General features: G+C 66.1%; 25 protein-coding genes. 12 read left to right on the top strand and 13 right to left on the bottom strand.

Annotation, left to right across the window (positions count from 1 at the left end; all coding sequences use genetic code 11):
* Positions 1 to 57: 57 nt before the first annotated feature.
* On the top strand, positions 58 to 2,445 hold the full coding sequence (locus Y710_RS13925; RefSeq protein ID WP_062367711.1) for an ATP-binding cassette domain-containing protein: 2,388 nt from the start codon (positions 58 to 60) through the stop codon (positions 2,443 to 2,445).
* A gap of 23 nt (positions 2,446 to 2,468) precedes the next feature.
* On the opposite strand, the gene Y710_RS13930 is transcribed toward Y710_RS13925, so the two are convergent.
* Positions 2,469 to 2,954, bottom strand: coding sequence for a nuclear transport factor 2 family protein (locus Y710_RS13930; protein WP_062367712.1), 486 nt, complete (start codon positions 2,952 to 2,954; stop codon positions 2,469 to 2,471).
* Between the two features lie 56 nt (positions 2,955 to 3,010).
* Entirely contained in the window at positions 3,011 to 3,796 is a 786-nt protein-coding gene (locus tag Y710_RS13935) for an SDR family oxidoreductase (protein ID WP_062367713.1), read from the bottom strand.
* A gap of 112 nt (positions 3,797 to 3,908) precedes the next feature.
* Between Y710_RS13935 and Y710_RS13940 the strand changes: the two genes are divergently transcribed.
* Positions 3,909 to 4,763 (top strand): MarR family transcriptional regulator, encoded by an 855-nt coding sequence (locus Y710_RS13940; protein WP_062367714.1) that lies wholly within the window; start codon positions 3,909 to 3,911, stop codon positions 4,761 to 4,763.
* Positions 4,764 to 4,775: 12 nt separating this feature from the next.
* On the opposite strand, the gene Y710_RS13945 is transcribed toward Y710_RS13940, so the two are convergent.
* Positions 4,776 to 5,216, bottom strand: a complete 441-nt coding sequence (locus Y710_RS13945; RefSeq protein WP_045538462.1) for a MarR family winged helix-turn-helix transcriptional regulator — start codon at positions 5,214 to 5,216, stop codon at positions 4,776 to 4,778.
* A 246-nt stretch (positions 5,217 to 5,462) separates the two neighbouring features.
* Between Y710_RS13945 and Y710_RS13950 the strand changes: the two genes are divergently transcribed.
* From Y710_RS13950 to Y710_RS13970, 5 genes are read left to right on the top strand one after another with little or no spacing between them, the layout of a single operon-like run.
* The gene (locus Y710_RS13950; protein ID WP_174302276.1) at positions 5,463 to 6,110 is read left to right on the top strand and encodes an ABC transporter permease; all 648 of its coding nucleotides are present in this window, start codon (positions 5,463 to 5,465) and stop codon (positions 6,108 to 6,110) included.
* Positions 6,107 to 7,339, top strand: a complete 1,233-nt coding sequence (locus Y710_RS13955) for an ABC transporter ATP-binding protein (RefSeq protein ID WP_062367715.1) — start codon at positions 6,107 to 6,109, stop codon at positions 7,337 to 7,339. The genes Y710_RS13950 and Y710_RS13955 overlap by 4 nt, the downstream gene beginning before the upstream one ends.
* Positions 7,339 to 8,109, top strand: a complete 771-nt coding sequence (locus tag Y710_RS13960) for an ABC transporter permease (protein WP_006895037.1) — start codon at positions 7,339 to 7,341, stop codon at positions 8,107 to 8,109. The genes Y710_RS13955 and Y710_RS13960 overlap by 1 nt, the downstream gene beginning before the upstream one ends.
* Positions 8,106 to 9,110 carry a glycine betaine ABC transporter substrate-binding protein gene (locus Y710_RS13965; protein WP_231650211.1) on the top strand — a complete coding sequence of 335 codons (1,005 nt, stop codon included), beginning with the start codon at positions 8,106 to 8,108 and terminating at the stop codon, positions 9,108 to 9,110. Before Y710_RS13960 ends, Y710_RS13965 begins: the two co-directional genes overlap by 4 nt.
* Positions 9,111 to 9,164: 54 nt before the next feature.
* Positions 9,165 to 9,902 carry a 1-acyl-sn-glycerol-3-phosphate acyltransferase gene (locus Y710_RS13970; RefSeq protein ID WP_062367716.1) on the top strand — a complete coding sequence of 246 codons (738 nt, stop codon included), beginning with the start codon at positions 9,165 to 9,167 and terminating at the stop codon, positions 9,900 to 9,902.
* A 10-nt stretch (positions 9,903 to 9,912) separates the two neighbouring features.
* Here Y710_RS13970 and Y710_RS13975 read toward each other — a convergent pair whose 3' ends face one another.
* From Y710_RS13975 to Y710_RS13995, 5 genes are all read right to left on the bottom strand, one after another.
* Positions 9,913 to 10,476 carry a peroxidase-related enzyme gene (locus Y710_RS13975; protein WP_006895034.1) on the bottom strand — a complete coding sequence of 188 codons (564 nt, stop codon included), beginning with the start codon at positions 10,474 to 10,476 and terminating at the stop codon, positions 9,913 to 9,915.
* Positions 10,477 to 10,573: 97 nt separating this feature from the next.
* Positions 10,574 to 11,227: a 5,6-dimethylbenzimidazole synthase gene (gene bluB, locus Y710_RS13980; RefSeq protein WP_006895033.1), complete on the bottom strand. Its 654-nt coding sequence runs from the start codon at positions 11,225 to 11,227 to the stop codon at positions 10,574 to 10,576.
* An 80-nt stretch (positions 11,228 to 11,307) separates the two neighbouring features.
* Positions 11,308 to 11,817 (bottom strand): GNAT family N-acetyltransferase, encoded by a 510-nt coding sequence (locus tag Y710_RS13985; RefSeq protein WP_006895032.1) that lies wholly within the window; start codon positions 11,815 to 11,817, stop codon positions 11,308 to 11,310.
* A complete protein-coding gene (locus Y710_RS13990) occupies positions 11,814 to 12,560 on the bottom strand; it encodes a methyltransferase (protein ID WP_006895031.1) in 747 nt (248 codons plus the stop codon). The genes Y710_RS13985 and Y710_RS13990 overlap by 4 nt, the downstream gene beginning before the upstream one ends.
* Positions 12,557 to 13,618 (bottom strand): iron-containing redox enzyme family protein, encoded by a 1,062-nt coding sequence (locus Y710_RS13995; RefSeq protein WP_039866846.1) that lies wholly within the window; start codon positions 13,616 to 13,618, stop codon positions 12,557 to 12,559. Before Y710_RS13995 ends, Y710_RS13990 begins: the two co-directional genes overlap by 4 nt.
* A gap of 21 nt (positions 13,619 to 13,639) precedes the next feature.
* Here Y710_RS13995 and Y710_RS18565 point away from each other — a divergent pair, with 21 nt between their 5' ends.
* On the top strand, positions 13,640 to 13,864 hold the full coding sequence (locus Y710_RS18565) for a CDGSH iron-sulfur domain-containing protein (protein WP_081598062.1): 225 nt from the start codon (positions 13,640 to 13,642) through the stop codon (positions 13,862 to 13,864).
* A 22-nt stretch (positions 13,865 to 13,886) separates the two neighbouring features.
* Here Y710_RS18565 and Y710_RS14000 read toward each other — a convergent pair whose 3' ends face one another.
* On the bottom strand, positions 13,887 to 15,683 hold the full coding sequence (locus Y710_RS14000) for an acyl-CoA dehydrogenase (RefSeq protein ID WP_062367717.1): 1,797 nt from the start codon (positions 15,681 to 15,683) through the stop codon (positions 13,887 to 13,889).
* A 158-nt stretch (positions 15,684 to 15,841) separates the two neighbouring features.
* Here Y710_RS14000 and Y710_RS14005 point away from each other — a divergent pair, with 158 nt between their 5' ends.
* On the top strand, positions 15,842 to 16,459 hold the full coding sequence (locus tag Y710_RS14005) for a TetR/AcrR family transcriptional regulator (protein ID WP_062367730.1): 618 nt from the start codon (positions 15,842 to 15,844) through the stop codon (positions 16,457 to 16,459).
* Positions 16,460 to 16,472: 13 nt separating this feature from the next.
* Here the strand turns inward: Y710_RS14005 and Y710_RS14010 are convergent, their stop codons facing one another.
* A complete protein-coding gene (locus Y710_RS14010; protein WP_006895027.1) occupies positions 16,473 to 16,925 on the bottom strand; it encodes a MarR family winged helix-turn-helix transcriptional regulator in 453 nt (150 codons plus the stop codon).
* 51 nt (positions 16,926 to 16,976) lie between these two features.
* Positions 16,977 to 17,165 (bottom strand): TSUP family transporter, encoded by a 189-nt coding sequence (locus tag Y710_RS14015; protein ID WP_045538450.1) that lies wholly within the window; start codon positions 17,163 to 17,165, stop codon positions 16,977 to 16,979.
* 53 nt (positions 17,166 to 17,218) lie between these two features.
* Between Y710_RS14015 and Y710_RS14020 the strand changes: the two genes are divergently transcribed.
* Positions 17,219 to 17,914 (top strand): hypothetical protein, encoded by a 696-nt coding sequence (locus Y710_RS14020; RefSeq protein ID WP_197462941.1) that lies wholly within the window; start codon positions 17,219 to 17,221, stop codon positions 17,912 to 17,914.
* A gap of 589 nt (positions 17,915 to 18,503) precedes the next feature.
* Here Y710_RS14020 and Y710_RS14030 read toward each other — a convergent pair.
* Both Y710_RS14030 and Y710_RS14035 read right to left on the bottom strand, forming a co-directional pair.
* Positions 18,504 to 18,800 carry a helix-turn-helix domain-containing protein gene (locus Y710_RS14030; protein WP_006895015.1) on the bottom strand — a complete coding sequence of 99 codons (297 nt, stop codon included), beginning with the start codon at positions 18,798 to 18,800 and terminating at the stop codon, positions 18,504 to 18,506.
* Entirely contained in the window at positions 18,797 to 19,150 is a 354-nt protein-coding gene (locus tag Y710_RS14035; RefSeq protein ID WP_006895014.1) for a type II toxin-antitoxin system RelE/ParE family toxin, read from the bottom strand. Before Y710_RS14035 ends, Y710_RS14030 begins: the two co-directional genes overlap by 4 nt.
* Before the next feature lie 788 nt (positions 19,151 to 19,938).
* Here Y710_RS14035 and Y710_RS14040 point away from each other — a divergent pair.
* Both Y710_RS14040 and Y710_RS14045 read left to right on the top strand, forming a co-directional pair.
* A complete protein-coding gene (locus tag Y710_RS14040) occupies positions 19,939 to 21,045 on the top strand; it encodes a tyrosine-type recombinase/integrase (protein WP_009678360.1) in 1,107 nt (368 codons plus the stop codon).
* Positions 21,042 to 21,374, top strand: a complete 333-nt coding sequence (locus Y710_RS14045) for a helix-turn-helix domain-containing protein (RefSeq protein ID WP_009678361.1) — start codon at positions 21,042 to 21,044, stop codon at positions 21,372 to 21,374. Before Y710_RS14040 ends, Y710_RS14045 begins: the two co-directional genes overlap by 4 nt.
* Positions 21,375 to 21,640 lie beyond the last annotated feature (266 nt).

The raw sequence follows: 21,640 nt of genomic DNA on the forward strand, positions 1-21,640 counted from the left end.
CCGGGCCCCTCCCGGAGCGTCCACGCGATCCGGTCCGGGTAGGGGACAATGTGCTCCATGTCTGCCGACCGCCCCACTACCGCGCCCGCCGACAGTCACGACGTCATCAGAGTCGGTGGCGCGCGGGTCAACAACCTCAAAGACGTCAGCGTCGAACTGCCGAAGCGCAGGCTCACCGCCTTCACCGGAGTCTCCGGGTCCGGAAAGAGCTCGCTCGTCTTCGGCACCATCGCAGCCGAGTCGCAACGGCTGATCAACGAGACCTACAGCGCGTTCGTCCAGGGATTCATGCCGACGCTGGCCCGCCCGGACGTCGATGTGCTCGACGGCATCACCACTGCCATCATCGTCGACCAGGAGCGGATCGGTGCGAATCCGCGGTCGACGGTCGGCACCGTCACCGACGCCAACGCGATGCTGCGGATCCTGTTCAGCAAGCTCGGCGATCCCCACGTGGGCAGCCCCAACGCGTACTCGTTCAACGTCCCGACCGTGTCGGGCGGCGGTGCGATCAAAGTCCAGCGAGGCAAGCAGACCAAGGCGGTCAGACGGTCCTTCGAGCAACTCGGAGGGATGTGCCCGCGATGCGAGGGGATGGGAACGGTCTCCGACATCGACCTGAGCGAGATCTACGACGCGGACAAGTCGCTGTCCGGCGGAGCGCTCAAGGTGCCCGGCTACAGCATGGACGGCTGGTACGGCCGCATCTTCGCGGGCAGCGGCTACTTCGACATGGACAAGCCCGTCGGCCGGTTCTCCGATCGCGAACGCGATGATCTGCTCTATCGCGAGGCCACCAAGATCAAGGTCGAGGGCATCAACCTCACCTACGAGGGCATCATCCCGAAGATCACCAAATCGATGCTGTCCAAGGACATCGACTCTGTGCAGCCGCATGTGCGGGCCTTCATCGAACGCGCGGTCACGTCCACGACCTGCCCGGAGTGCGACGGCACCCGACTGGCCGAGCACGCCCGGAACTCCCGGATCGGCGGAGTCAGCATCGCCGACGCATGCCGGATGCAGATCTCCGACCTCGCGGACTGGGTGGCGGGGCTCGACGAGCCGACGGTGGCACCGCTGGTCGAGAAGCTCCATGCGGCACTCGAGTCGTTCGTCGAGATCGGCCTGGGCTACCTGTCCCTGGAACGGCCCACCGGAACACTGTCGGGCGGGGAGGCTCAGCGCACCAAGATGGTCCGCCACCTCGGATCATCGCTCACCGACATCACCTACGTCTTCGACGAACCCACCGTGGGACTGCATCCGCACGACATCGCCAGGATGAACGCCCTGCTGCTGCGACTGCGCGACAAGGGGAACACGGTCCTGGTGGTGGAGCACAAACCCGAGGCCATCGTGATCGCCGACCACGTGGTCGACCTCGGGCCGGGCGCCGGATCGCTGGGCGGAGAGATCTGCTTCGAGGGCACCGTCGAGCAATTGGCGGCCTCGGACACCTTGACCGGGCGTCATCTCCACGACCGCGCGCGGCTCAAGGACAGTGTGCGGACCCCGTCGGGATTCTTGGAGATCCGAGACGCCACCACCAACAATCTGCGCCACGTGGACGTCGACATCCCGCTCGGCGTACTCGCCGTCATCACCGGTGTCGCGGGGTCGGGCAAGAGCTCCCTGATCCACGGCTCGCTGCCCGCCGACGCCGACGCGGTGTCGATCGACCAGACGGCGATCCGCGGCTCCCGGCGGAGCAACCCGGCGACCTACACCGGTCTGCTCGACGCCATCCGGAAGACCTTCGCGAAGGTCAACGGAGTCAAACCCGCTCTGTTCAGCCCCAACTCCGACGGCGCGTGCCCGAACTGCAAAGGCGCGGGCGTGATCTACACCGATCTCGCCACGATGGCCGGCGTGGCGACGCCGTGCGAAGTCTGCGAGGGGAAGCGGTTCGACGCCGCGGTGCTCGACTACCGGGTCGACGGCCGGGACATCAGCGAGGTGCTGGCGATGTCGGTGGACACGGCGTTGGAGTTCTTCGACGACGGTGACGCACGCACGCCGGCAGCCCACAAGATCCTCAAGCGTCTCTCCGACGTCGGACTGGGCTATCTGACCCTCGGCCAGCCGCTCACCACGCTCTCGGGAGGCGAGCGCCAGCGCATCAAGCTCGCGATCGCGATGACTGAGAAGGCCGGCGTATACATCCTCGACGAACCGACGACCGGACTGCATCTGGCCGACGTCGAACAACTGCTCGGGTTACTCGACGCCCTGGTGGAGGCGGGGCGCTCGGTGATCGTGATCGAGCATCACCAGGCGGTCATGGCGCACGCCGACTGGATCGTCGACATCGGTCCGGGCGCGGGTGACGACGGCGGCCGCGTGGTCTTCGAGGGAACGCCGCGCGACCTCGTCGCATCGGCTTCCACCCTCACCGGCCGGCACCTGGCCGAGTACGTGGGCGCGGGTACCGGCGCCGACTGAACCCGGTGTCGGAGGCTCCCGCGCTACGTCGCGGGCCGGTGGACGGCCGGTCCCTGCTCCACGTGCATCCGGGCCGCCGACAGACTGCCTCGCGCCTCGAAGGTGCGCTCGTATCCGGTGGAACTGATGCGCCAGCCGTCGGGTGTCCGCCGGTAGGCGTCGCGGTAGAACGCGGCTCCGATGATGATGACGTCGTACTCCGGAACGATGACGCGGTCCTGCAGGTACCAGCTGCCGGTGGCGGTGTCGCCGTCGGTTTCGATGATCGGATGGTCGACGCGATGCTCGGTCACCATGGTCGGAGCCATGATCGTGCTCAGATGTGCGACCAGAGAGGCTCGGTCGTCGAAGGTCAGCGGCCGGCCGTTCACCTGCGATCCGTATTCGGCGTGCACGTCGTCGGTGAGCGTGTCGGCCAGCGCCGACCAGTCCTTCGTGTCGACGGCTCGCAGGTAGCGGTACTTCACGGTCTCGATGGCGCGCAGATCGTCGGCGGTGGTGATCGTCATGGGGGAGTCCTAGGGGCTGTCGGCGGGAGGTCGTCGGCCGGTGATGGGGCGGGCGGTCAGAGATCGGGGAGCGGCATCACCATGTTGGGGGCGATGAGACCGCCGTCCACCTCGATGGTCTTGCCGGTCATGTACGCCGAGCCGTCGCCTGCCAGGAACACCGCGGCGGCGGCGATGTCGTCCGGCACACCCAGTCGGCGCAGCGGGGTGCGGCTGACGATCTCCTCGCGGATCGCGTCGTCTTCGGCGACGTAACCGAGCGCGGGTGTGTTGATGGTGCCGGGTGCGATGGCGTTCATCCGAATGCGCGGCGACAGGTCCTGCGCGGCCATCCGGGTGTAGTGCGCGAGGGCCGCTTTAGCCGTTCCGTAGGCCAGCAGCCCGCGTCCCGGCTGAGTCGTGATCGACGAGGTGATGTTGATGATCGAACCGCCGCGGTCGTTGGACAGCATGCTCGGCACGGCCGCCAGATTGAGCGCGTGCGCCGTCCCGACGTTGAACGCGAAGGCACCGACGAGCGCTTTGACGCTGGTCTGCAGAAAGGGCTTCGGGAGGGCGCCGCCGACGTTGTTGACGACGATGTCGAGCGCACCGAACTCCCGCGTGGCGGCGCCGACCAGATCGGCGGGGTCGTCTTCGGCGACATTCGCGGGCACGGTGATCGCGCGTCGGCCCAGTCTCCGGATCCGGTCGGCGACCTGCTCGAGTTGGTTGGCACTGCGGGCAGCGATCACCAGGTCGGCGCCGGCTTCCGCGAGACCGAGCGCGATGCCGGCTCCGATGCCGCGGCCGGCACCCGTCACGATCGCTGTTCTGCCCTCGAGGGACTGGGTCTGGCTCATGGGACCGCCTTCAGGAATCGAATATTCGAATAGATGTGATTGAATATCCGTCACAAGGTAGCGGGGTATGGGCCGCGACACAAGATCGGCACGCATGCGGGGGAGGACACACATGGCCGGATCGCCACCGACGCGCCGGGTGATCGACACCCTCGAACTCCTCGCCCGCGTCGAGCGCCCGCAGACCATCGCGGAGATCGCCGACGAGCTGGGCGTGGCCCGCGCCACGATGTCGGCGATCCTGGCCGAGCTCGACGACGCGGGGTGGGCCGAGCGCGACGCCTCTCGTGCCTATCGGCTGGGCCCGGCGGCGATGGCACTCGGCGGAGTCTCGCCTCCGGCGCTTCACCTGCCGAGTCCGGGCGTGGCGCAGGTTCTCGAAGAACTCGTCGCGGCCACCGACTGCGGAGTGACGCTCGCGCGGATGGCGCCCGGCGCGATGACCGTCGTCGCCAAACGGCACAGCGAGGTGCGGCCGGTTCCCGGCCTGGGGCTCGGCCAGTCGTTGGCGATCGTCTTTCCCGTCGGGGCCGCGGCGATGGCCTGGCGGGAGGCCGACCAGGAGGCCTGGCTGGGCGAGCGAGACCGTCCGAGACGGAGGCTCCTGCTCGAATCGGTACGTCGGCGCGGTTTCGCGGCGTACCGCCCGGAGTCGTCGGACGCGATGCTCGTCGAGGTGCTCGCCGAGTTGCTCGGCGCGGTGGGTCCGCTTCTCATCGACCCCGCGCTCCGCCACACGGCGACCCGCCGGCTCGCGCAATTGTCGTCGCGTGCGTATTCCGACGACGAACTCGACGGCGCTGACGCGCAGCCGATCAGCTATCTCGCAGCACCGGTCTTCGCCGGCGACCAGGCCGAGTTCGAGTTGCAGCTGGGGGTGCTCAAATCGGCGGTGGACGGTCGGGAGCGTCGCAGGCTCGTGACCGCGCTCGTCGAGGCGGCGGACCGGATCTCGGCACTCATTTGATCCGGCGGCGGCTCAGACTTCACTCGCGGCCAAGGCGTCGCTGAGGAGTTCGAAGGCGCGCTCGACGAGTTGCCGGTCGGCCGGTTCGAGCGTCTCGAGAGCCTCGGCGATACGCCGCACCCGGGCGTTCCGCGTCGTCGAGACCACTTCGCACCCCGATTCGGTGGGATAGAGCAGTCGGGCCCGCGCATCGAGTGGATCGGGTCGCCGCTCCACGTAGCCCATGTCCTCCAGGCCGGTGACGATCCGCGAGATGGCGGGGGTGGAGACCGACTCGATCTCGGCCAGTCGGGACAGCCGAAGGGGTGCGTGCTGGGTGATCGACCACAGGGCCGCGGCGGTTCCAGCGCTGAGACCGGAACCGGAACCGGCCACCCGCAGCACTCGATTGATCCGCACGAGCCGGTGGTGCAGCGAACGCACGTCGACGAGCTGCTCCTCGTTGTCCGACACCTGCTGCCTCCTCCGATGAACCGTTCCCACGCATGGTAGTCGGAGGCTCCCGGAGGGCTCGGGCCGCGTATGCGGCCACCGGCGGGGTCTCGACGCCCGCAGCCGCCGCCGAAGTGTGAACGTCGCTCCTTGCGCTCTGTCGGAATCGGTGCGTGGCGCTAGGTTCTGACCTGCGATTACACCGTGACCGCGCGAACCGTCCGCCGATATGCGCTACGGTGAAAACGCTAATAGAGGGGAATTGTTCTGAACGGGATCTGGGATTTCATATCGAGCCGCAAGTCGCAGCTTGTGGTCGATTCCTACTTGCACGTCAGCGCAGTGATTCAGTGTCTACTCCTGGCGACGATCATCGGAGTGGGCGTCGGAATCGCGGTATATCGCAGCCCCGGAGGCTCGGCTATCGCAACGGCGCTCTCGAGCACCATTCTGACCATTCCGTCGTTCGCACTTCTCGGTCTGCTCATTCCGATAGTGGGCCTCGGTGTTCCGCCGACCGTCATTGCGCTGACGATGTACTCGCTTCTGCCGATCGTGCGTAACACCATCGTCGGTCTCGGCGCGGTCGACCCCGCGGTCACCGATGCCGCACGCGGCATCGGAATGAGTCGTCTCCGCGTGCTGACGCGGGTCGAGTTGCCGCTGGCATGGCCGTCGATCCTCACCGGCATGCGTGTCGCGACGCAGATGGCGATGGGAATCCTGGCGATCGCGGCCTACGCGAAGGGCCCCGGCCTGGGCAATCTCATCTTCTCCGGTCTGTCGCGCGTCGGTAGCCCCACGGCTATTCCGCAGGCGCTGACGGGCACCGTGTTGATCGTCATCCTGGCTTTGATCCTCGACGGGATCTATGTCCTGATCGGCCGATTGACAACGTCGAAAGGGATCCGTTGACCCACAGCAAAGATGACGCAGAGAATGAGATCTCCGGAGTCGAGATCGTTCTCGAGCATGTCTCGAAGATCTATCCCGGCCAGCGCGAACCTGCTGTCGAAGACGTTTCTCTGACCATTCCGGCAGGCGAGGTGGTGGTCTTCGTCGGGCCGTCCGGCAGCGGTAAGACCACGACGATGCGCATGATCAATCGGTTGATCGAGCCGACGAGCGGCCGAATCACCATCGGCGGCCGGGACGCACTGTCGATCGACGCGAACAAACTGCGACAGAACATCGGGTACGCCATTCAGCAAGGTGGCCTCTTCCCGCACATGACGGTCGCACAGAACATCGCCGTGGTGCCCAAGCTGCTGAAATGGGATAAGAAGCGGATCGCCGACCGAGTCGACGAACTGCTCGACATGGTCGGCCTCGACGCCGACGAATTCGGCGGTCGGTATCCGCGCCAGCTCTCGGGTGGACAGCAGCAGCGCGTCGGCGTCGCGCGAGCCCTGGCCGCCGATCCTCCGGTCCTGCTCATGGACGAGCCCTTCGGCGCGGTGGACCCGATCACCCGAGGCGTCCTGCAGGACCAGTTGATGCAGTTGCAGGCGGAACTCCGCAAGACCATCGTCTTCGTGACCCACGACTTCAGTGAGGCCGTCAAACTCGGCGACAAGATCGCGGTGCTCGGCGCGCGCTCGAAGGTGCTGCAGTACGACTCGCCGGAGGCGATTCTGGCCAACCCCGCCAACGAGACCGTCGAGGGCTTCGTGGGCTCCGGTGCGTCGCTGCAGCAGCTCAACCTGCTGCGCGTGCGCGACGTGGACATCGAGCAGCGGCCGACGGCCCACGAAGGAGATTCGGCCGCCGACTTCGCTGCACGGATCGGCAGTGACTGGGGAATCATCCTCGACAGCCGTGACCGGCCGATCCGGTGGACCGACGGGCGCCATCTGGTCGGCGCATCGTCGATTCGCGGCGTCGGTATCCCGCTCGGTGAGACGGTCGCCACGAGCTCGACCCTCCAGGACGCACTCGAAGCGATCCTCGCCGAACGTAACGCGTCCGCCGTGGTCACCGGTGCCCGCGGCCGCTACGTCGGTGTGGTCACCATCGAGACGCTGATCGACTCGATTCGCGCGCTGCGCGAGGAGCACGAGGGCAGTCCCGCGATCGTCGACCCGCACGCCGATGACCCAGCTGCGGACCTGACCGCGGACGCCTCGCCGGAAGGCACCAGCTGATGACCAGCGCGGAGGCGGTGTCCAAGGAGACCGGTGCCGGGAGGGCCAGCAATCTTCAGCTGTGGATTCAGCCGACGATCGCGGTGCTGCTCGCGGCGGGCGTGCTCGGTTGGGCCTTCTCCCGCGACCTGACCGCCACCCAGAAGGCGACCATCAATCCGTCGTACATCGGGCAGCTCGTCGGTGAGCATCTGGCCTTGACCGTCGCGATCGCCGCGATCGTCGTCGTGGTGGCGGTACCGCTCGCCGTGCTGGTCACACGACGTCGATTCCGCTGGCTGGCACCGTTCTTCATCGGCGTGGCCAACATCGGGCAGGCGGCGCCGGCGATCGGTCTGCTGGTGCTCTTCTTCCTCTGGACCGCCACGACGGGCTTCTGGATCGGCGTGCTGCCGATCGCGTTCTATTCGCTGCTCCCGGTGCTGCGCAACAGCATGCTCGGCCTGCAGGAGGTCGATGCGGCGACCATCGACGCCGCCAAGGGACAGGGGATGTCGGAGCCGCGAGTGCTGGCCCAGGTGGAGCTGCCCCTGGCGGTGCCCTTCATCCTCGCCGGCCTGCGGACATCGCTGGTGCTCGCGGTCGGCACCGCGACCCTGTGCTTCCTGGTCGACGCCGGGGGACTGGGCATCCTGATCGACACCGGTTACAAGTTGCGCGACAACGTGACACTGGTCGTCGGAGCCGTGCTGGCCGTCGCGCTGGCGCTCGTCGTCGACTGGTTCGGCGCGCTCGCCGAACGGTACCTCGGACCCAAGGGGCTGCGATGACACCGCACCTGCCCGCGGCCGCACGCCGCCCACTGCGCTCGCTCGTCGCGCTGATCGCGGTGGCCGCCCTCGTCTTCGGTGCCGCGGCCTGCGGTCTGCAGTCGGGCGGTGCGCTTCCGCTGCCGGTGAAGCCGGGTTCGATCACCGTGCAGCCCGATCTCGAAGGACAGACCATCACGGTGGGCTCCAAGGACTTCACCGAGCAGGTGATCCTGGGGTACATCCTCGGCTTCTCCCTCGCCGCCGCAGGCGCCAACGTCCGCGATCTGACCAACATTCAGGGATCCAACAGCGCACGCGACGCGATGGCCGCGGGACAGGTGGACGTGACGATCGAATACACCGGTACCGGCTGGATCAACTATCTCGGCAACGAACAGCCGATCCCGGACTCCACCAAGCAGTTCGAGGCCGTCCGTGACGCGGATCTGGCGAAGAACGGCATCGTCTGGATCGACCCGGCGCCGATGGACAACACCTATGCCCTCGCGGTGAATCAAGAGAACGCCGCGAAGACCGGCGTCAAGACGCTCTCCGACTACGCCGCGCTGGTGAAGAAGGATCCCGCGGCGGCGACCACCTGCGTCGAGACCGAGTTCCGCAGCCGGCAGGACGGCTTCCCGGGTATGGCCGCCAAGTACGGGTTCGATCCGGCGCAGGTGCAGATGCAGATCCTGCAGACCGGCATCATCTACCAGGCGGTCGCCAACGGGAATTGCGTGTTCGGAGAGGTCTTCACCACCGATGGCCGGATCAAGGCACTGAACCTCAACGTGCTGGAGGACGACAAGCAGTTCTTCCCGCACTACAACGCGGCGGTCACCATGCGTTCCGATGTCAACGAACAGTTCCCGTCGATCGCGAAGGTGATGGCGCCGGTGATGGCGAAGCTGACGTCGGAGCAGATCAGCGAGCTGAATCGTCAGGTGGACGTGGACGGACGCGAGCCGGCCGACGTCGCGCGCGACTGGCTGGTCGAGAACGGCTTCGTCAAAGTCTGACTCGACGCTGTTCCCCGTGGTTACGGAACCGTAAGTTACGGTACCGTAGCTCGCATGGACGTAACGCTCGAGAACGCCGACGAGGTGTACCGGTATTACAGCGACCACCGTCAGACCCGGATGAAGGCGCTCGCCATGTACGGCGTACTGGCGGCTCGACACCGTCCGCGTGTCCGCTTCGAAGACGACGCGCGCGACCGTCTGCGCGCTGTTGTCGGGCGAAACGAGGTGCCGCTGGTGATCGCCGCCAATCACGTGCGCCAGACCGATCCGTTCATCCTTGCCGCATCCGGCTTCTTGTCGCCGCTGCGCCCGCGGATCGGGCGGATGCGTGTGTTGGCCAAAGACGAACTCTTCGACGATCCGGACCGTCGCCGCAAGATCGACGACCTCGGCGGCATCCCGGTCTTCCGTCAGAAGGACCACGGTCTCCGCGCCGCGGCCACCGCGGGCAAGCAGATGATGGACGTCTGCATCGAGCGGATGGGTCGGGGAGACTCGATCGCGATCTTCCCCGAGGGCACGTGCAACGAGGAGGATCCCCGGCTGCTTCAGAAGGTCAGCAGCGGAGTCGGCCACATCGCGAGCGGGGCACTGAAGAAGGGGAGTCGGCCGTGGTTGGTATGCGCGGGCATCGCCTATCCGGACCAGGACCGCCCGGTGGTGGTCTTCAGCGTCCCGATCGCACTCGATGCGGTCGCTCCGGCCACTCCGGCGCAGACGACCCGGCTGGTCGCCGCCGAACTGCAGCGCGCCGTCACGGCCGCCCATGCGTCGCTGCAGATCGGGTGATGCCGGGACGTCATCGCGCTTGAGCCGAGTACTCCGGGTTGGGACGCATGTCGATGCCGCTCGCCACCCGGTTCGTCATGTTGAAGAACGCCGCGGTCGACGAGATGTCGAAGATGTCGCGATCGGTGAAGCCCACCGCGCGCAACGCCTCTCGATCGGCGGCGTCGAGTTTCGAGGGCTGCTCGGTCATCTTCTCGGCGAAGAGCAGCATCGCACGGTGACGATCGGACAGATCGGCGGCCCGGAAATTCATGACGAGCAGTTCGCCCAGTTCGGGATCGCCCGACAGTTGGCGCACGGCGGCTCCGTGCGCGGTGAGGCAGTAGTAGCACTTGTTGATCGACGAGACGACGACGGCGATCATCTCGCGTTCCAGCTTCGACAGTCCCGAGTCGGCCAGCATCAGGTCGTTGTACATCGCGGTGAAGGCGCGAAGCTTGGTCTCGTCGAAGGTGTACGCCTGCAGGACGTTCGGGACCATCCCGAGCTTCTCGCGGCAGACGTCGAAGTACTTGAGCGTGTCGGCGCTCAATTCTCCGGCGGGCAGATCGAGCGCGGTGATTCGGTCGGTCATGGGGAATTCCTCTCGCAGCACGTCGTCCGGCCGCCGAAATGCGCGGCCCTGGCGATCGTATGACGACCGAACGAGTGATCGGTACCGATTAGGCGAGTCAGCGGATGAAGTAGCGCGTCTCCGGGTCGGTCCGGGCCTGCCAGCCCGCGCGTTCGAGTTCGGGCACCGAGTTCACCTCTTCCGGATAGCCGATGCAGAGGTAGGCGACGAATCGCCACCCGGGCGGAACGCCGAGGGCCCGGTGCACCTCGTCGGGTTCGACGATCGAGATCCAGCCGACGCCGATGCCGCGCGCGCGGGCGGCGAGCCAGAGACTGCTGATCGCCGTGACCACGGAGTAGGCGAGGGTCTCGGGCATGGTTCGACGACCGAGGCCGTGTCCCTGCTGCGGGTGGTCCTCACTGAAGACCGCGAGATGGACAGGTGCCTGATCGAGCCCGGCGAGTTTGAGCGAGGCGTACTGCTGGGCACGCTCTCCGCGGTATCCCTCCAGTGCCTCCGCATTGCACCGGGCGAAGGTGGACTTCACCACTGCCCGCAGCTCCGGCGATCGGACCTCGACCCATCGCCAGGGCTGGCTGTTGCCCACGGACGGCGCCAGTTCGGCGGCGGCCACGATCTCCTGAATCAGTCGCGGCTCGACCGGGTCGGTCCGGAAGCGTCGCACGTCGCGGCGCCAGCGGAGGAGTCGGTCGAACTCTTCGATGAACTGCTCGCCGAAACTGCCCTCGGCTTCGGGCGCGGTGGTCATCGTCTGCCTCTCGTCGGATCTCCGGGCCAATGGTATCGGCCGCACGCCGGCCGGTGATCGTCCGGAGACTCCGATCGTGGTCAGAGGCCGAAGGCCGCCGGATAGGCGATGACTCCGGAGGGGACGCGCGCCGCTGCGGTCAGCGGCAGTGCGAGGAAGCTGTCGTCGGGTACCGTGACCGGCGCCGAGATACCGAATCGGGACGCGGGAACGAAGCCGAACCGCGGGTAGTAGTCGGCATGGCCGAGGACGACGACGGTCTCGTCGCCGATCCGGCGGGCAGCGTCGAGCAGTGCTGAGATCACCGCCGTTCCGACGCCGGTGCCTTGCTGTGCCGGAACCACCGCACACGGTGCGAGGGCCAATACCGGCGTTCCTCCGACGGTCGCCCGGGTGAGCAGGGCGTGCCCGATGATCTCGCCGTCCTGTTCCGCGACATACGACAGCCCGTCGATCCACGCCGCCGGGTCGCGACGCAGTTCGTCGACCAGATCCGCCTCGGCCGGCGTCGGGAACGCGGCTGCGTTGACCGCATGAACCGCCTGCGCGTCGCCGTCGCCCTCCGGGCGCACCGACCACGCCCCGGTCATCGCGACGCTCCCCGCGGCACGGCCGACGTCGACCGCACGGCTCGTATCACCACCACGCGCTCGGTGCGTTCGCCCGGTTCGATGAAGCCCTGCGATTCCAGCCAGAGCGCGCGCTCGTGCATCACCGGACCGAAGTCGACAACGACTTCGTCGGTGACTGCCGCGTCGAAGCCCCGGTCCGCCAGTCCGGAGAGGGTGGGCGTCACACCGCAGACGTCCGACTGGACCAGCAGTGCCGCACCCGCGGGCCGAACGAGCTCGGGCAGCACGCCGATGATCGAGTCGACCACGCTCCTGCCGTTCGGTCCGGCGTTCCAGGCGTGTCCGTCGGGCATGTGCGCGGGCGCCGGGACATACGGCGGGTTGGCGACCACCAGGTCGGCGGGATCGAGCCGAGGGAGTGCGCGGACATCGGAGCGGACGACGTCGACGGTCACATCGTTCGACGCCGCGTTGACCGCGACCGCCTCGACCGATTCCCGGGTGTCGTCGACCGCCGTCACGCGGGCGCCGGCCAGAGCGGCGTAGACCGACGCGATTCCACTCCCAGCGCACAGCTCGATCACCGAGGTCACGCCCTTCGGGTGGGTCTGCATGTGGTTCACCATTCGACGGCACAGCATCGCCGAGTCGACCGACGGCCGGTACACGCCCGTCGGCGCGGTCACGGTGGGCTGGGGCAGGGGCAGGGTCCCGAGGATCCGGCCGGCGGTGGCCTCGCCGACCGCCCATCGGCCGATCACCGGGCGGACCCCACGCGCAGCGACGACCGGCCCGCCTCCCACGCGGCCCAGATGTGCTGTGCGGCCAGCCGTTCCACCGCCAGACAGGTCAGTGCGCCGCGCAGGAGGCCGATGCGGCCGTCGGGTGTGTCGCCGAGCGCTCCGGCGACCTCGCGGACGACGAGCTGTTCGTGCACCGCATCCGCCTCGACGTGTTCGTCGAAGAACAGCCGAACCGGGCGCCCGAATCCGAGGCGGCGCAGGCCACGGCTGTACTGCCTGCTCGGCAGTGACGACGTGGTCTCCACCATGCACAGATGTCCGACGAGTTCGCGGACCCTTCCGCGGTGGAGGCCGAAATAGGAGAGTGTGTTGACGGCCGCCAGGGTGGGAGCCGGAATGCTGTCGATATATGCGGCGTATCCGGAATCCAGATCCATTCCCCGCATCAGATCGGCCCACAGAGTGGCATGCATGTAATCGAGTCGGCCGCCGCCGTATTCATCGCTCTGCACTTCGATCAGCGCAGCCTTGGGTGCGCCGCCCAGGCGCGGAATGCCCAGCGTGTGAACATCGGCTTCCCGCAGCTGGTTCAGCGATCGGTGAATCACGAGTTCCCGGAATTGATCGACGGTTCCCGACCGCGCGAGAAATGCCGCCAGCGGCGGACCGTCGTCGTCCGCGCTCGCCTGGAACAACGCTTCCACGACGTCGTCGGGGTCCTCGATCGGGCCGACCAACGCGTTCAGTTCCGATTCCAGACGTTGTTCGAGTTCGCCGCGCACCTCGAGCAGTCGCAGGTCCCACTCCGCCCGATCGTCGACGCCGCGGATGCCGCGCAGGTGCAGTTCATACAGCATCGTCAGGGTGAGCTGGGCGTCTTCGTCGTCCAGCACGGGACTGCGATGTGCGGCGACCGCGGCCGAGAGGGGCTCGGCCGGACCGTCGAGATCGAGCAGCAGTTCGGCCAGTGCCGCGCTCACCGGGCCGCGGGGCGCGGGCATCGGCATGCGCGGCTGCGAACCGTTGGCGCCGTCGTCCGAGGTGAGTAGGCTCGCGCTGAGCGATGAATTCCGCACGTTCCCAGGAATTGAGGACAAATGACCTCCAACGATCAGGGCGGCGACCATCGGGACGATGACGTCACCGTCATTCCATGTCCTTCAGGGCCGCTATTGGTACGCGGGCCGATTTCGGTGATCAAGCCCGATGGTACCGCCTATTCGCCCCGGCGGCGCACGGTCGCATTCTGTCGATGCGGCCGGTCCACCATCGCCCCGATGTGCGACGGCTCGCACAAAGTGCGGACCCGCCCCGGACGGTGACCGAGGCGACGGACGGACCGATTCAGAACCAGTTCGGTTCCATGACCGCGGTGGTGTCGTCGAGAGACGCGAGCAGGGCCGTCCACGGTCCGGTCTGCGGGAGTTCGTGGGCGAAGAAGTAGCGCGTGGCCATCCTCTTGCCGTCGTAGAAGTCGCCGGACCGGTCTTCGCACGCGAGATACTGGTCGAGCCAGAGCCAGGCGACCACCACGTGACCGAAGGCCTCCAGGTACACCGAGGAGTTCGCCAGTGCCGTAGCGGGATCACCGTCCGCCCACAGGGTCCCCGTCACTTCGACCACCCGCCGCCAGGCGTCGTCGAGACCGTCGGCGAACGCCGACGCGGTGCCGCCGCGACCGCGGGCGGCGTCGATGGTCGTGCAGATACGCGCGCCGAGCAGGCTCAGCCCCCTGCCGTCCCGCATGATCACTTTGCGGCCGAGCAGGTCGAGCCCCTGAACGCCGTGCGTGCCTTCGTGGATCGGATTGAGGCGGTTGTCGCGGTAGTGCTGTTCGACGTCGTAGTCGCGGGTGTAGCCGTAACCGCCGTGCACCTGGATCGCCAGATCGTTGGCCTTCAGACACCACTGCGACGGCCAGCTCTTGGCTATCGGTGTCAGGACGTCGAGCAGCAACTCCAGGTCGGCTGCGGTCTCCGCGTCGGCGGCGGTGTCCAAGTCGTCGACGAGTTTCGCGCAGTACAGGCCCAGTGCCAGACCGCCTTCGACGTAGGCCTTCTGTGCCAGCAGCATGCGGCGGACGTCCGGGTGCTCGATGATCGGGACCGGCGGCGCGGCCGGATCTTTGGCGCCGATCGGGCGGCCCTGAGTGCGCCCGGCCGCGTAGTCGACGGCCTTGAGATATCCCACGTACCCGAGTGCGGTCGCCAGGAAGCCGACGCCGATCCGGGCCTCGTTCATCATGTGGAACATGTACGAGAGCCCGCGGTGCTCCTCACCGACGAGATAGCCGACCGCGCCGGCCTCGCCGCCCGGTCGATGGGTGCCGTCACCGAGGGCCAACGCCGTGTTGACGGTGCCGCGATTGCCCATCTTGTGGTTCAGCCCGGTGAGCGTGACATCGTTGCGCTCGCCGCGGCCGCCGTCGTCGCCGGGCAGGTACTTCGGCACGATGAACAGCGAGATGCTGTGCACACCGGGCTTGCCGCCCGGCGTCTTGGCCAACACCAGGTGGACGATGTTCTCCGACAGTTCGTGATCGCCTCCGGAGATCCACATCTTCGATCCGACGACCCGGTAGGTGCCGTCCGGCCTGCGTTCGGCGCGGGTGGTGATGTCGGCCAGCGAGGATCCGGCCTGGGGTTCGGACAGGCACATGGTGCCGAACCAGCGTCCTTCGAGCATGGGCCGGACGAAGGTGTCGATCTGTTGAGGCGTGCCGTACTCGGCCAGAAGTGCCGCGTTGCCCGCGGTGAGCAGCGCGTACGACGAGGTTCCGGCGTTGGCGGCCTGTAGCCAGGCCATCGAGGCCCGCGCGAGGGTGGTCGGCAACTGCATGCCGCCGACCTCGTGGTCGAACGGTCCGGCGATCAGCCCGGATTCGGCGTACGCCGCCAGTGCGCGCTGGACGTCCGGGATCATCTCGACCGTGCCGTCCGGACGCATCGTCGGCTCGGAGGCGTCGGCGAGCCGGTTGTGGGGGATGAAGTACTTGTCGGCGAGGTCGGCCGTGAGGTCGAGGACGCCGTCGAAAGTCTCGCGGGAATGATCGGCGAACCGTTCGCGGGCGGTCAGGGATTCGACGTCGAGCCACTCGTAGAGCAGGAAGTCGAGGTCGCGGCGAGAGAGAGCGTGCGTCATGGGAGGGTTCCGATCGGTCGGGGGTCGGGCGACGTACGACTCGGGGCACTGTCACTCCGGCCGGCGTCATGTACTATGCAAACGCATAGAAACTATGCATATGCATATTTCAGGACTGTGTGCGCCGTGTCAATCCCGACCGGAGACAGGAGAGTTCGATGACCGCCACCGCACCCGGTCCGGCCGACGGCGTACCGGGTTCGAAAGCCGCCGCACGGATCCGGCGGGCGGCCTGCGAGGTGTTCGCGGCGAAGGGCTACGGCCTGGCCACCACCCGTGAGATCGCTGCGAGTCTCGGCATGAGTCCCGGCGCGGTGTATCCCCACTACAAGACCAAGGAGTCGCTGCTCTTCGCGATAGCGATGGAAGGCCATCGGGCGGTTCTGGACGCGCTGCTCGCCACGGACGATCCGGCGCGGTCGCCGACCGAACGGCTCCGGGCCGCCATCGCGTCGTTCGTGAGGTGGCATGCGGAGAACCGGGCGATCGCTCGCGTCATCCAGTACGAACTGCGGGCGCTGACCGACGATCACTTCGAACTGATCGCCGGTCTGCGACGTGCGACCACGAGAGTGTTCACCGAGATCGCCGAAGCCGGCGCCGCCTCGGGCGAGTTCTCCTTCGGTGACGTCTCGACCGTGACACTCGCCCTGACGTCCCTCGGGATCGACGTGAGCCGATGGTTTCCCGTCAGGAATCACGCCGACGCGGACGATCTCGCCGACGACTACGCGGAGATCGCGCTACGGATCGTGGGTGCCCGGGCGGCACGGTAGTCGCGGGTGAGGCTCAGCTCAATCGGTCGCGAATCTTCTGGAAACTCGTCGCCAGGACGTTCAACTCGGCGGGACTGAGCACGTCGATCATCGTCTCGCGGACTTCGTCGACGTGCGCCGGGGCGGCGTCGACCAGCTTGGCCAGACCGGCGGGGGTCAGATGCGCCCAGGCTCCGCGGCGGTCGTCGACGCACGGGATTCGCTCCACCCACCCCTTGTCGACCAGGCGGTTCATCGCTCGGGTGACGGTGCTTCGCGACGTGGCGACAGCGTCTGCGACACCGCTCATCCGCAGTTGGCGGCCGGGCGCTTCGGAGAGGGCGACGAGCAGTGAGAAGTCGGTCAGCGACAGCTGTGCGTCCCGGACGAGCTGATGGTCGAGCGTATTCATCAACAGCCGGGTCGCGTCGAGGTAGGCGCGCCATGCCGCCTGTTCCTCGTCGGAGAGCCATCGTGGAGAGTTCATACGTCGACCTTACCGAATTAGTTGATTATGCAATTACTGGCCCTGCCGGCATCAGGCGGTCAGTGCCAGGTAGGGCGCGAGGGCGAGGAGGGCCGCCGTCAGGGCCATCTTCAGCACGCGCGTCGGCAGGGCCTGCGCGACGCGCCATCCCACCAGCACTCCCGCGAGTTCGGGAACGCCGATCAGGGCCGCGAGCGGCCAATCGATCGCCCCTTGCGCCGCGCATGACGAGTACGACACCGAACGACACCGACGTCCTCGATTTCTGGTCCGGTGGAGCCGGACGTTGGCGTGTGGAGCGAGACGGCGAGGTCCAGTACATCAGCGATGGCCGCCGCACGTTCTACCGTGACAGCAACGGCGCGGCAGTGGAACTCAGCGGCCGCGGTATCCGAATGCCGTGGCTGACGACTCACATAAGCCCGATCGATCTCGTGGGGCAATCCGGAGTCCTCCACCAGATGACGCGAGACGTCATCGCACTCACCACGCCGGTGCCCGTCCGCCGCGATGGGCGGCCGGCGTGGTCGACCCTGCTAGGCCGACCCGGGCTCACGATCACGATCGACGACCGGTCGGGTTTGATTGTGGAACTGTCCTCGGGGCGAGGCTTCGCGCTCACCGTGACGAGCCTGTCGAGCGGTCCGGTGGACGATGACGCATTCGCCTGGCCGTGGCCGGGCAATCCGCCCGTGGAGGAAGTGATCTCCGATAGACAGCGGACGATCGATCGTTCGGCGATTCTGGAAGCGATCACGTCGGCTGTCGACCGCCGTACGGAAGTACTCGCCGCCATCGCATCGTCAACAGTGGTCGACGATGCACGGACGGCCGTCGCGGGGCTGCTGGGAACCGACGAGGCCGGAACTGACGCGGTACTGGCGATGCAGTTGCGTAAATTTACCCGGTTCGAGCGAGAAAAGATCAGAGACGAGGCGGAAAACCTCCGCGCTCTCCTCGACAACGCGAATGATGCAACCAATGGCTAGATGCCCGGAAAACGTGAAGCCCTACGACGCCCGGACCGAGCTCACGCTCTACAGAGATGAGAACATTGCCGACTGGATGGACTCAGTGTACGTCTACCTCGACTCGTTCGAGTTCTCGGTCTCAGTGCGCAAGCGAAGGTGGCATCCGCCAACGTCGACTCCCCAGTTCGGGCGATATCCGCGTGTGGTTCGCCTGACCGTTCTATGGGAATACAAGAGCGATCATTCGTTCTCGACGGAAATCTAATTGTAGAAGATTCGAAGCACGCCATCGAGTTGTGGCCTTCCGAAGGTGCGTCTCCCGACCTCAAGTCGCGAGCCGTGAATTACCCGGTAGAGATCGAACCTGCGAGTTGGTTCGGGACCCGAGTACCAGCGGGGCCAACTATCGCCGCAACCACCATCGGCGACTTCCTGGTCGGCGAGGATGGAGGCTGGGTTCGAGCTGAACTGCACGCGGCGAGCACTTTACGGAGTCGATCGTGGCGACGACACCCGTCCGACTGGCATAGACCGCAAGTGCGAGAGGGATGATCCACCAAGCGGCCCCAGGCGGCGAGCACTTGCTGATGCATGACCGGGGGCGAGGTCAGGCGGCGTCGATGCTGACGGTGAGGCGGGCGCCGCAGGCGCGGGCGAGGCGCTCGAGAAAGTTGACGGTGGGAGTGCGGGAACCGTTCTCGACGGCGGCGACGGAGCTTTGAGTGGTGCCCATCCGTTCTGCGAGCTGGGCTTGGGTGAGTCCGGCGTCGATTCGAGCCTGGTAGGCGATTCCTGCTAGCTCCATCACGACTCCGGCGGTTTCGTATGCCTGGTCGTAGACCTCACGCTCGGCGGCGGTGAGGTCGGCGAGCGCCGCCTGCTTGTACTCGGTGTAGTTGGTCATGATTTCCCTTCCTTCTCCTGATCCCGGCGGCGCAGCACACTGCGGGCTCGCTGGACTTCTTTGCGCTCGTTGTTGCGCTGCTTGCGGAACGTCGTCAACGTGATCACGCGGCGCTCAGGCTGGATGGTGTAGGCGATTCGCTGGTTGACTTGATCACAGCGAAACCGGAGTTCCCAGAGATTCTCGTCGAGCTTGCGACTGTGCGGCATTCGGAGCATGGCACCTTCGACGGCCAGGAGGTCGAGTGCCCGGAACGCCTGTGCCCGTCCCTTCACTGTGAGGCCGTCGAGCCAACTGCGCACCTCTTCACTCAGCTCAATCTGCCACGTCGATCCCCGCTCGATTCCCACCCTCCGAGTATACCGGGAGAGCTATATAGCATCAACGGAATAATCAGCAACTGGCGTGCAAGCGTTCGGGGCGAGTTCGGTGTGTATCGGGTAGCCGCCTTCGCGGGTCAATGGCGGCGTGACTGGTCGTGTGGCCTCAGCGATGCACCTTGTCAAGAACGAACCGGACGGTCCACGACGCTGCGAAGTGGTGCTCGCATCGTGGTGGAGGCGGGAGTATTGCAGCGTGTATTGGTCGGGTCACGAGAACGGCGCAGCGGCCCAGGTGCGGCGGCTGCGCCGTCTGGTCATCGTCACAGTGACGATAAACTATGGGACCGCGAACCATGCTTTGACCAACTGCTTTGATCCAACTGGCTAACCAGGACCAGGATTGCCGAAAGCTGAGGTTTCCAACAAGCAGACCCAGCTCAATCGGTTAAGCACTTCTCAACAATTGCCAGTTGTGTGCAAAACGCGCTGAACTGTCGTCGACTGGCGAGTTGCATATATGGACATGGAACCCGAGCCGATAAGATACATTATGTCAAGTTAACCTCTGCGTATTGCACCAGATGAATCATCATCGGCGTTCGGCCCCCGGCCCCCACTGCCGACGCTACACCAGCAACAATCAGCAAGAACGTAGAGAATCCGCAGGCGGAATGCCGCCGCTCGTCGCGCGCCAAGTGCTTCAGAGATGGTTGCGGAGCGGTTCCATCCAATGCTTCGACCTGCGGGTATTGCCTTCTCGTCTCATCAGATGCATCATTGAATCATCAAATGAAACCGGTTTTTCGGAGGTTTCGATGCAGGTCGACGAGGTCGGACGCGTTCATCTCGTGGAGTCTGTGCCCCTGCTGCGGCCGGACGAACGGGTCGTGGAGTCGATGCTGGACGGCTGGCGCAACCAGCAGTTGTCACGCAATCTTCAGTTCGACACGATCGATCAGCGAGCGCGGTGTGTGCGCCGTTTCATCGAGCACTCCAACGAAGAACCGTGGAACTGGACGCCGGCCATGGTCGAAGAGTTCTCCGCCGACCTGCGGTCAATCCATCATGTTGCGCACGCGACGCTGCGTGGTTATCACGCCGCGTTGCGCGCGTTCTGCTCGTACATCAGCAACCCGGACTACGGCTGGGACCTGGTGTGCGAGCAACTGTTCGGCACTCACCCGGCACAGGTCTTTCACGATTGGAACACCGCTCGACACATACAGCAGTATGACGGCCAGCCGACCAAGCGGCCCTATACAAAGCAGGAACTCGACGCCCTGTTCGAGCACGCCGATGATGAGGTCGCCCGGATAGGTTCGACCAGTCGCAAAGGCTGGCAGGCTGCCTATCGCGACGCAACGATGATGAAGCTCTCCTACGGGTACGGGTTGCGATTCAACGAGGTCCGCCACCTGCAGACCGTCGATTTCGCCCGCAATCCGCACGCCCGGGAGTTCGGACGCTTCGGGGTGTGCAAGATCCGATACGGCAAGGCTCACCGAGGGTCGCCTCCCAAGCCTCGCTCGATACTGACCGTATGGCGGTGGACACCGCCGGTCATCGAGGACTGGCTGGCCAATGGCCGCGGCGATCCCGACTGCCTGGACATGTTCCCCAGCGAGCGCGGCGGGCTCGTCGTCGAATCAACATTGCTGCGACGAGTACGCCGGTACTGCACGGACGTCGGTATTCCCGAGGGTGTAGACCTGCATTCGTTTCGCCGCTCGTACGCGACGCATCTGCTTGAGGACGACTGGGACCCGCGGTTCGTTCAGGACCAGATGGGCCACGAGTACGCCTCAACCACTGGGATCTATCAGTTCACATCTGATGAGTTCCGCCGGTCGACGTTGCGATCAGCACTCGATCGAACGATGCACCAGGCACTGCACAGCGCAGAGGAAGGCACCCCGAAATGAAGAGACACGTCGACTACACATGGCGCCTGGCCGAGCTGATGGCAGCTCGAGGGATGAACAACACCACGGACCTCATTCCGCTCCTCGCCGAACGCGACATCTCTCTCTCACGGCCACAGGTCTACCGCCTGGTCAACCAGAGACCCGAACGCGTCTCACTGCAACTGATCGCGGCCCTGTGCGACATCTTCGGCTGCGGCCCCGACGCCCTGGTCACCGTTACCGCGGTCAACGCACGCGAACGACACACCGCAACCAACAGCGGCCCGAACGTCGTACCACTCGACCGCACAACGCGCCCACGGCGGGCCAACATCCTCGATGAATAGGTTCGAAATGAGGTAACCGAGATGCGCCCACACGGATTGAAACCGCACACACCAACCCGCGGCCGACCCCGGCTGGCCGATGGCAAATGGATCTGCGACCGATGCGGACGATCCACTACCCGCATCCAAGCTCGCTGGCCCGAAGGTCGCGTGTGTTTCACCTGCTGGTTCACCGCGATTCATACTCACGGGATCTGCCCCGCATGCGGCGCCGAACGACTCCTCCCCGGCCCCACCACACTGAAGCGCCCTGGGTTCCGTTCCGA

Source organism: Gordonia sp. QH-12, assembly GCF_001578675.1.
Taxonomy (GTDB): Bacteria; Actinomycetota; Actinomycetes; order Mycobacteriales; family Mycobacteriaceae; genus Gordonia; species Gordonia sihwensis.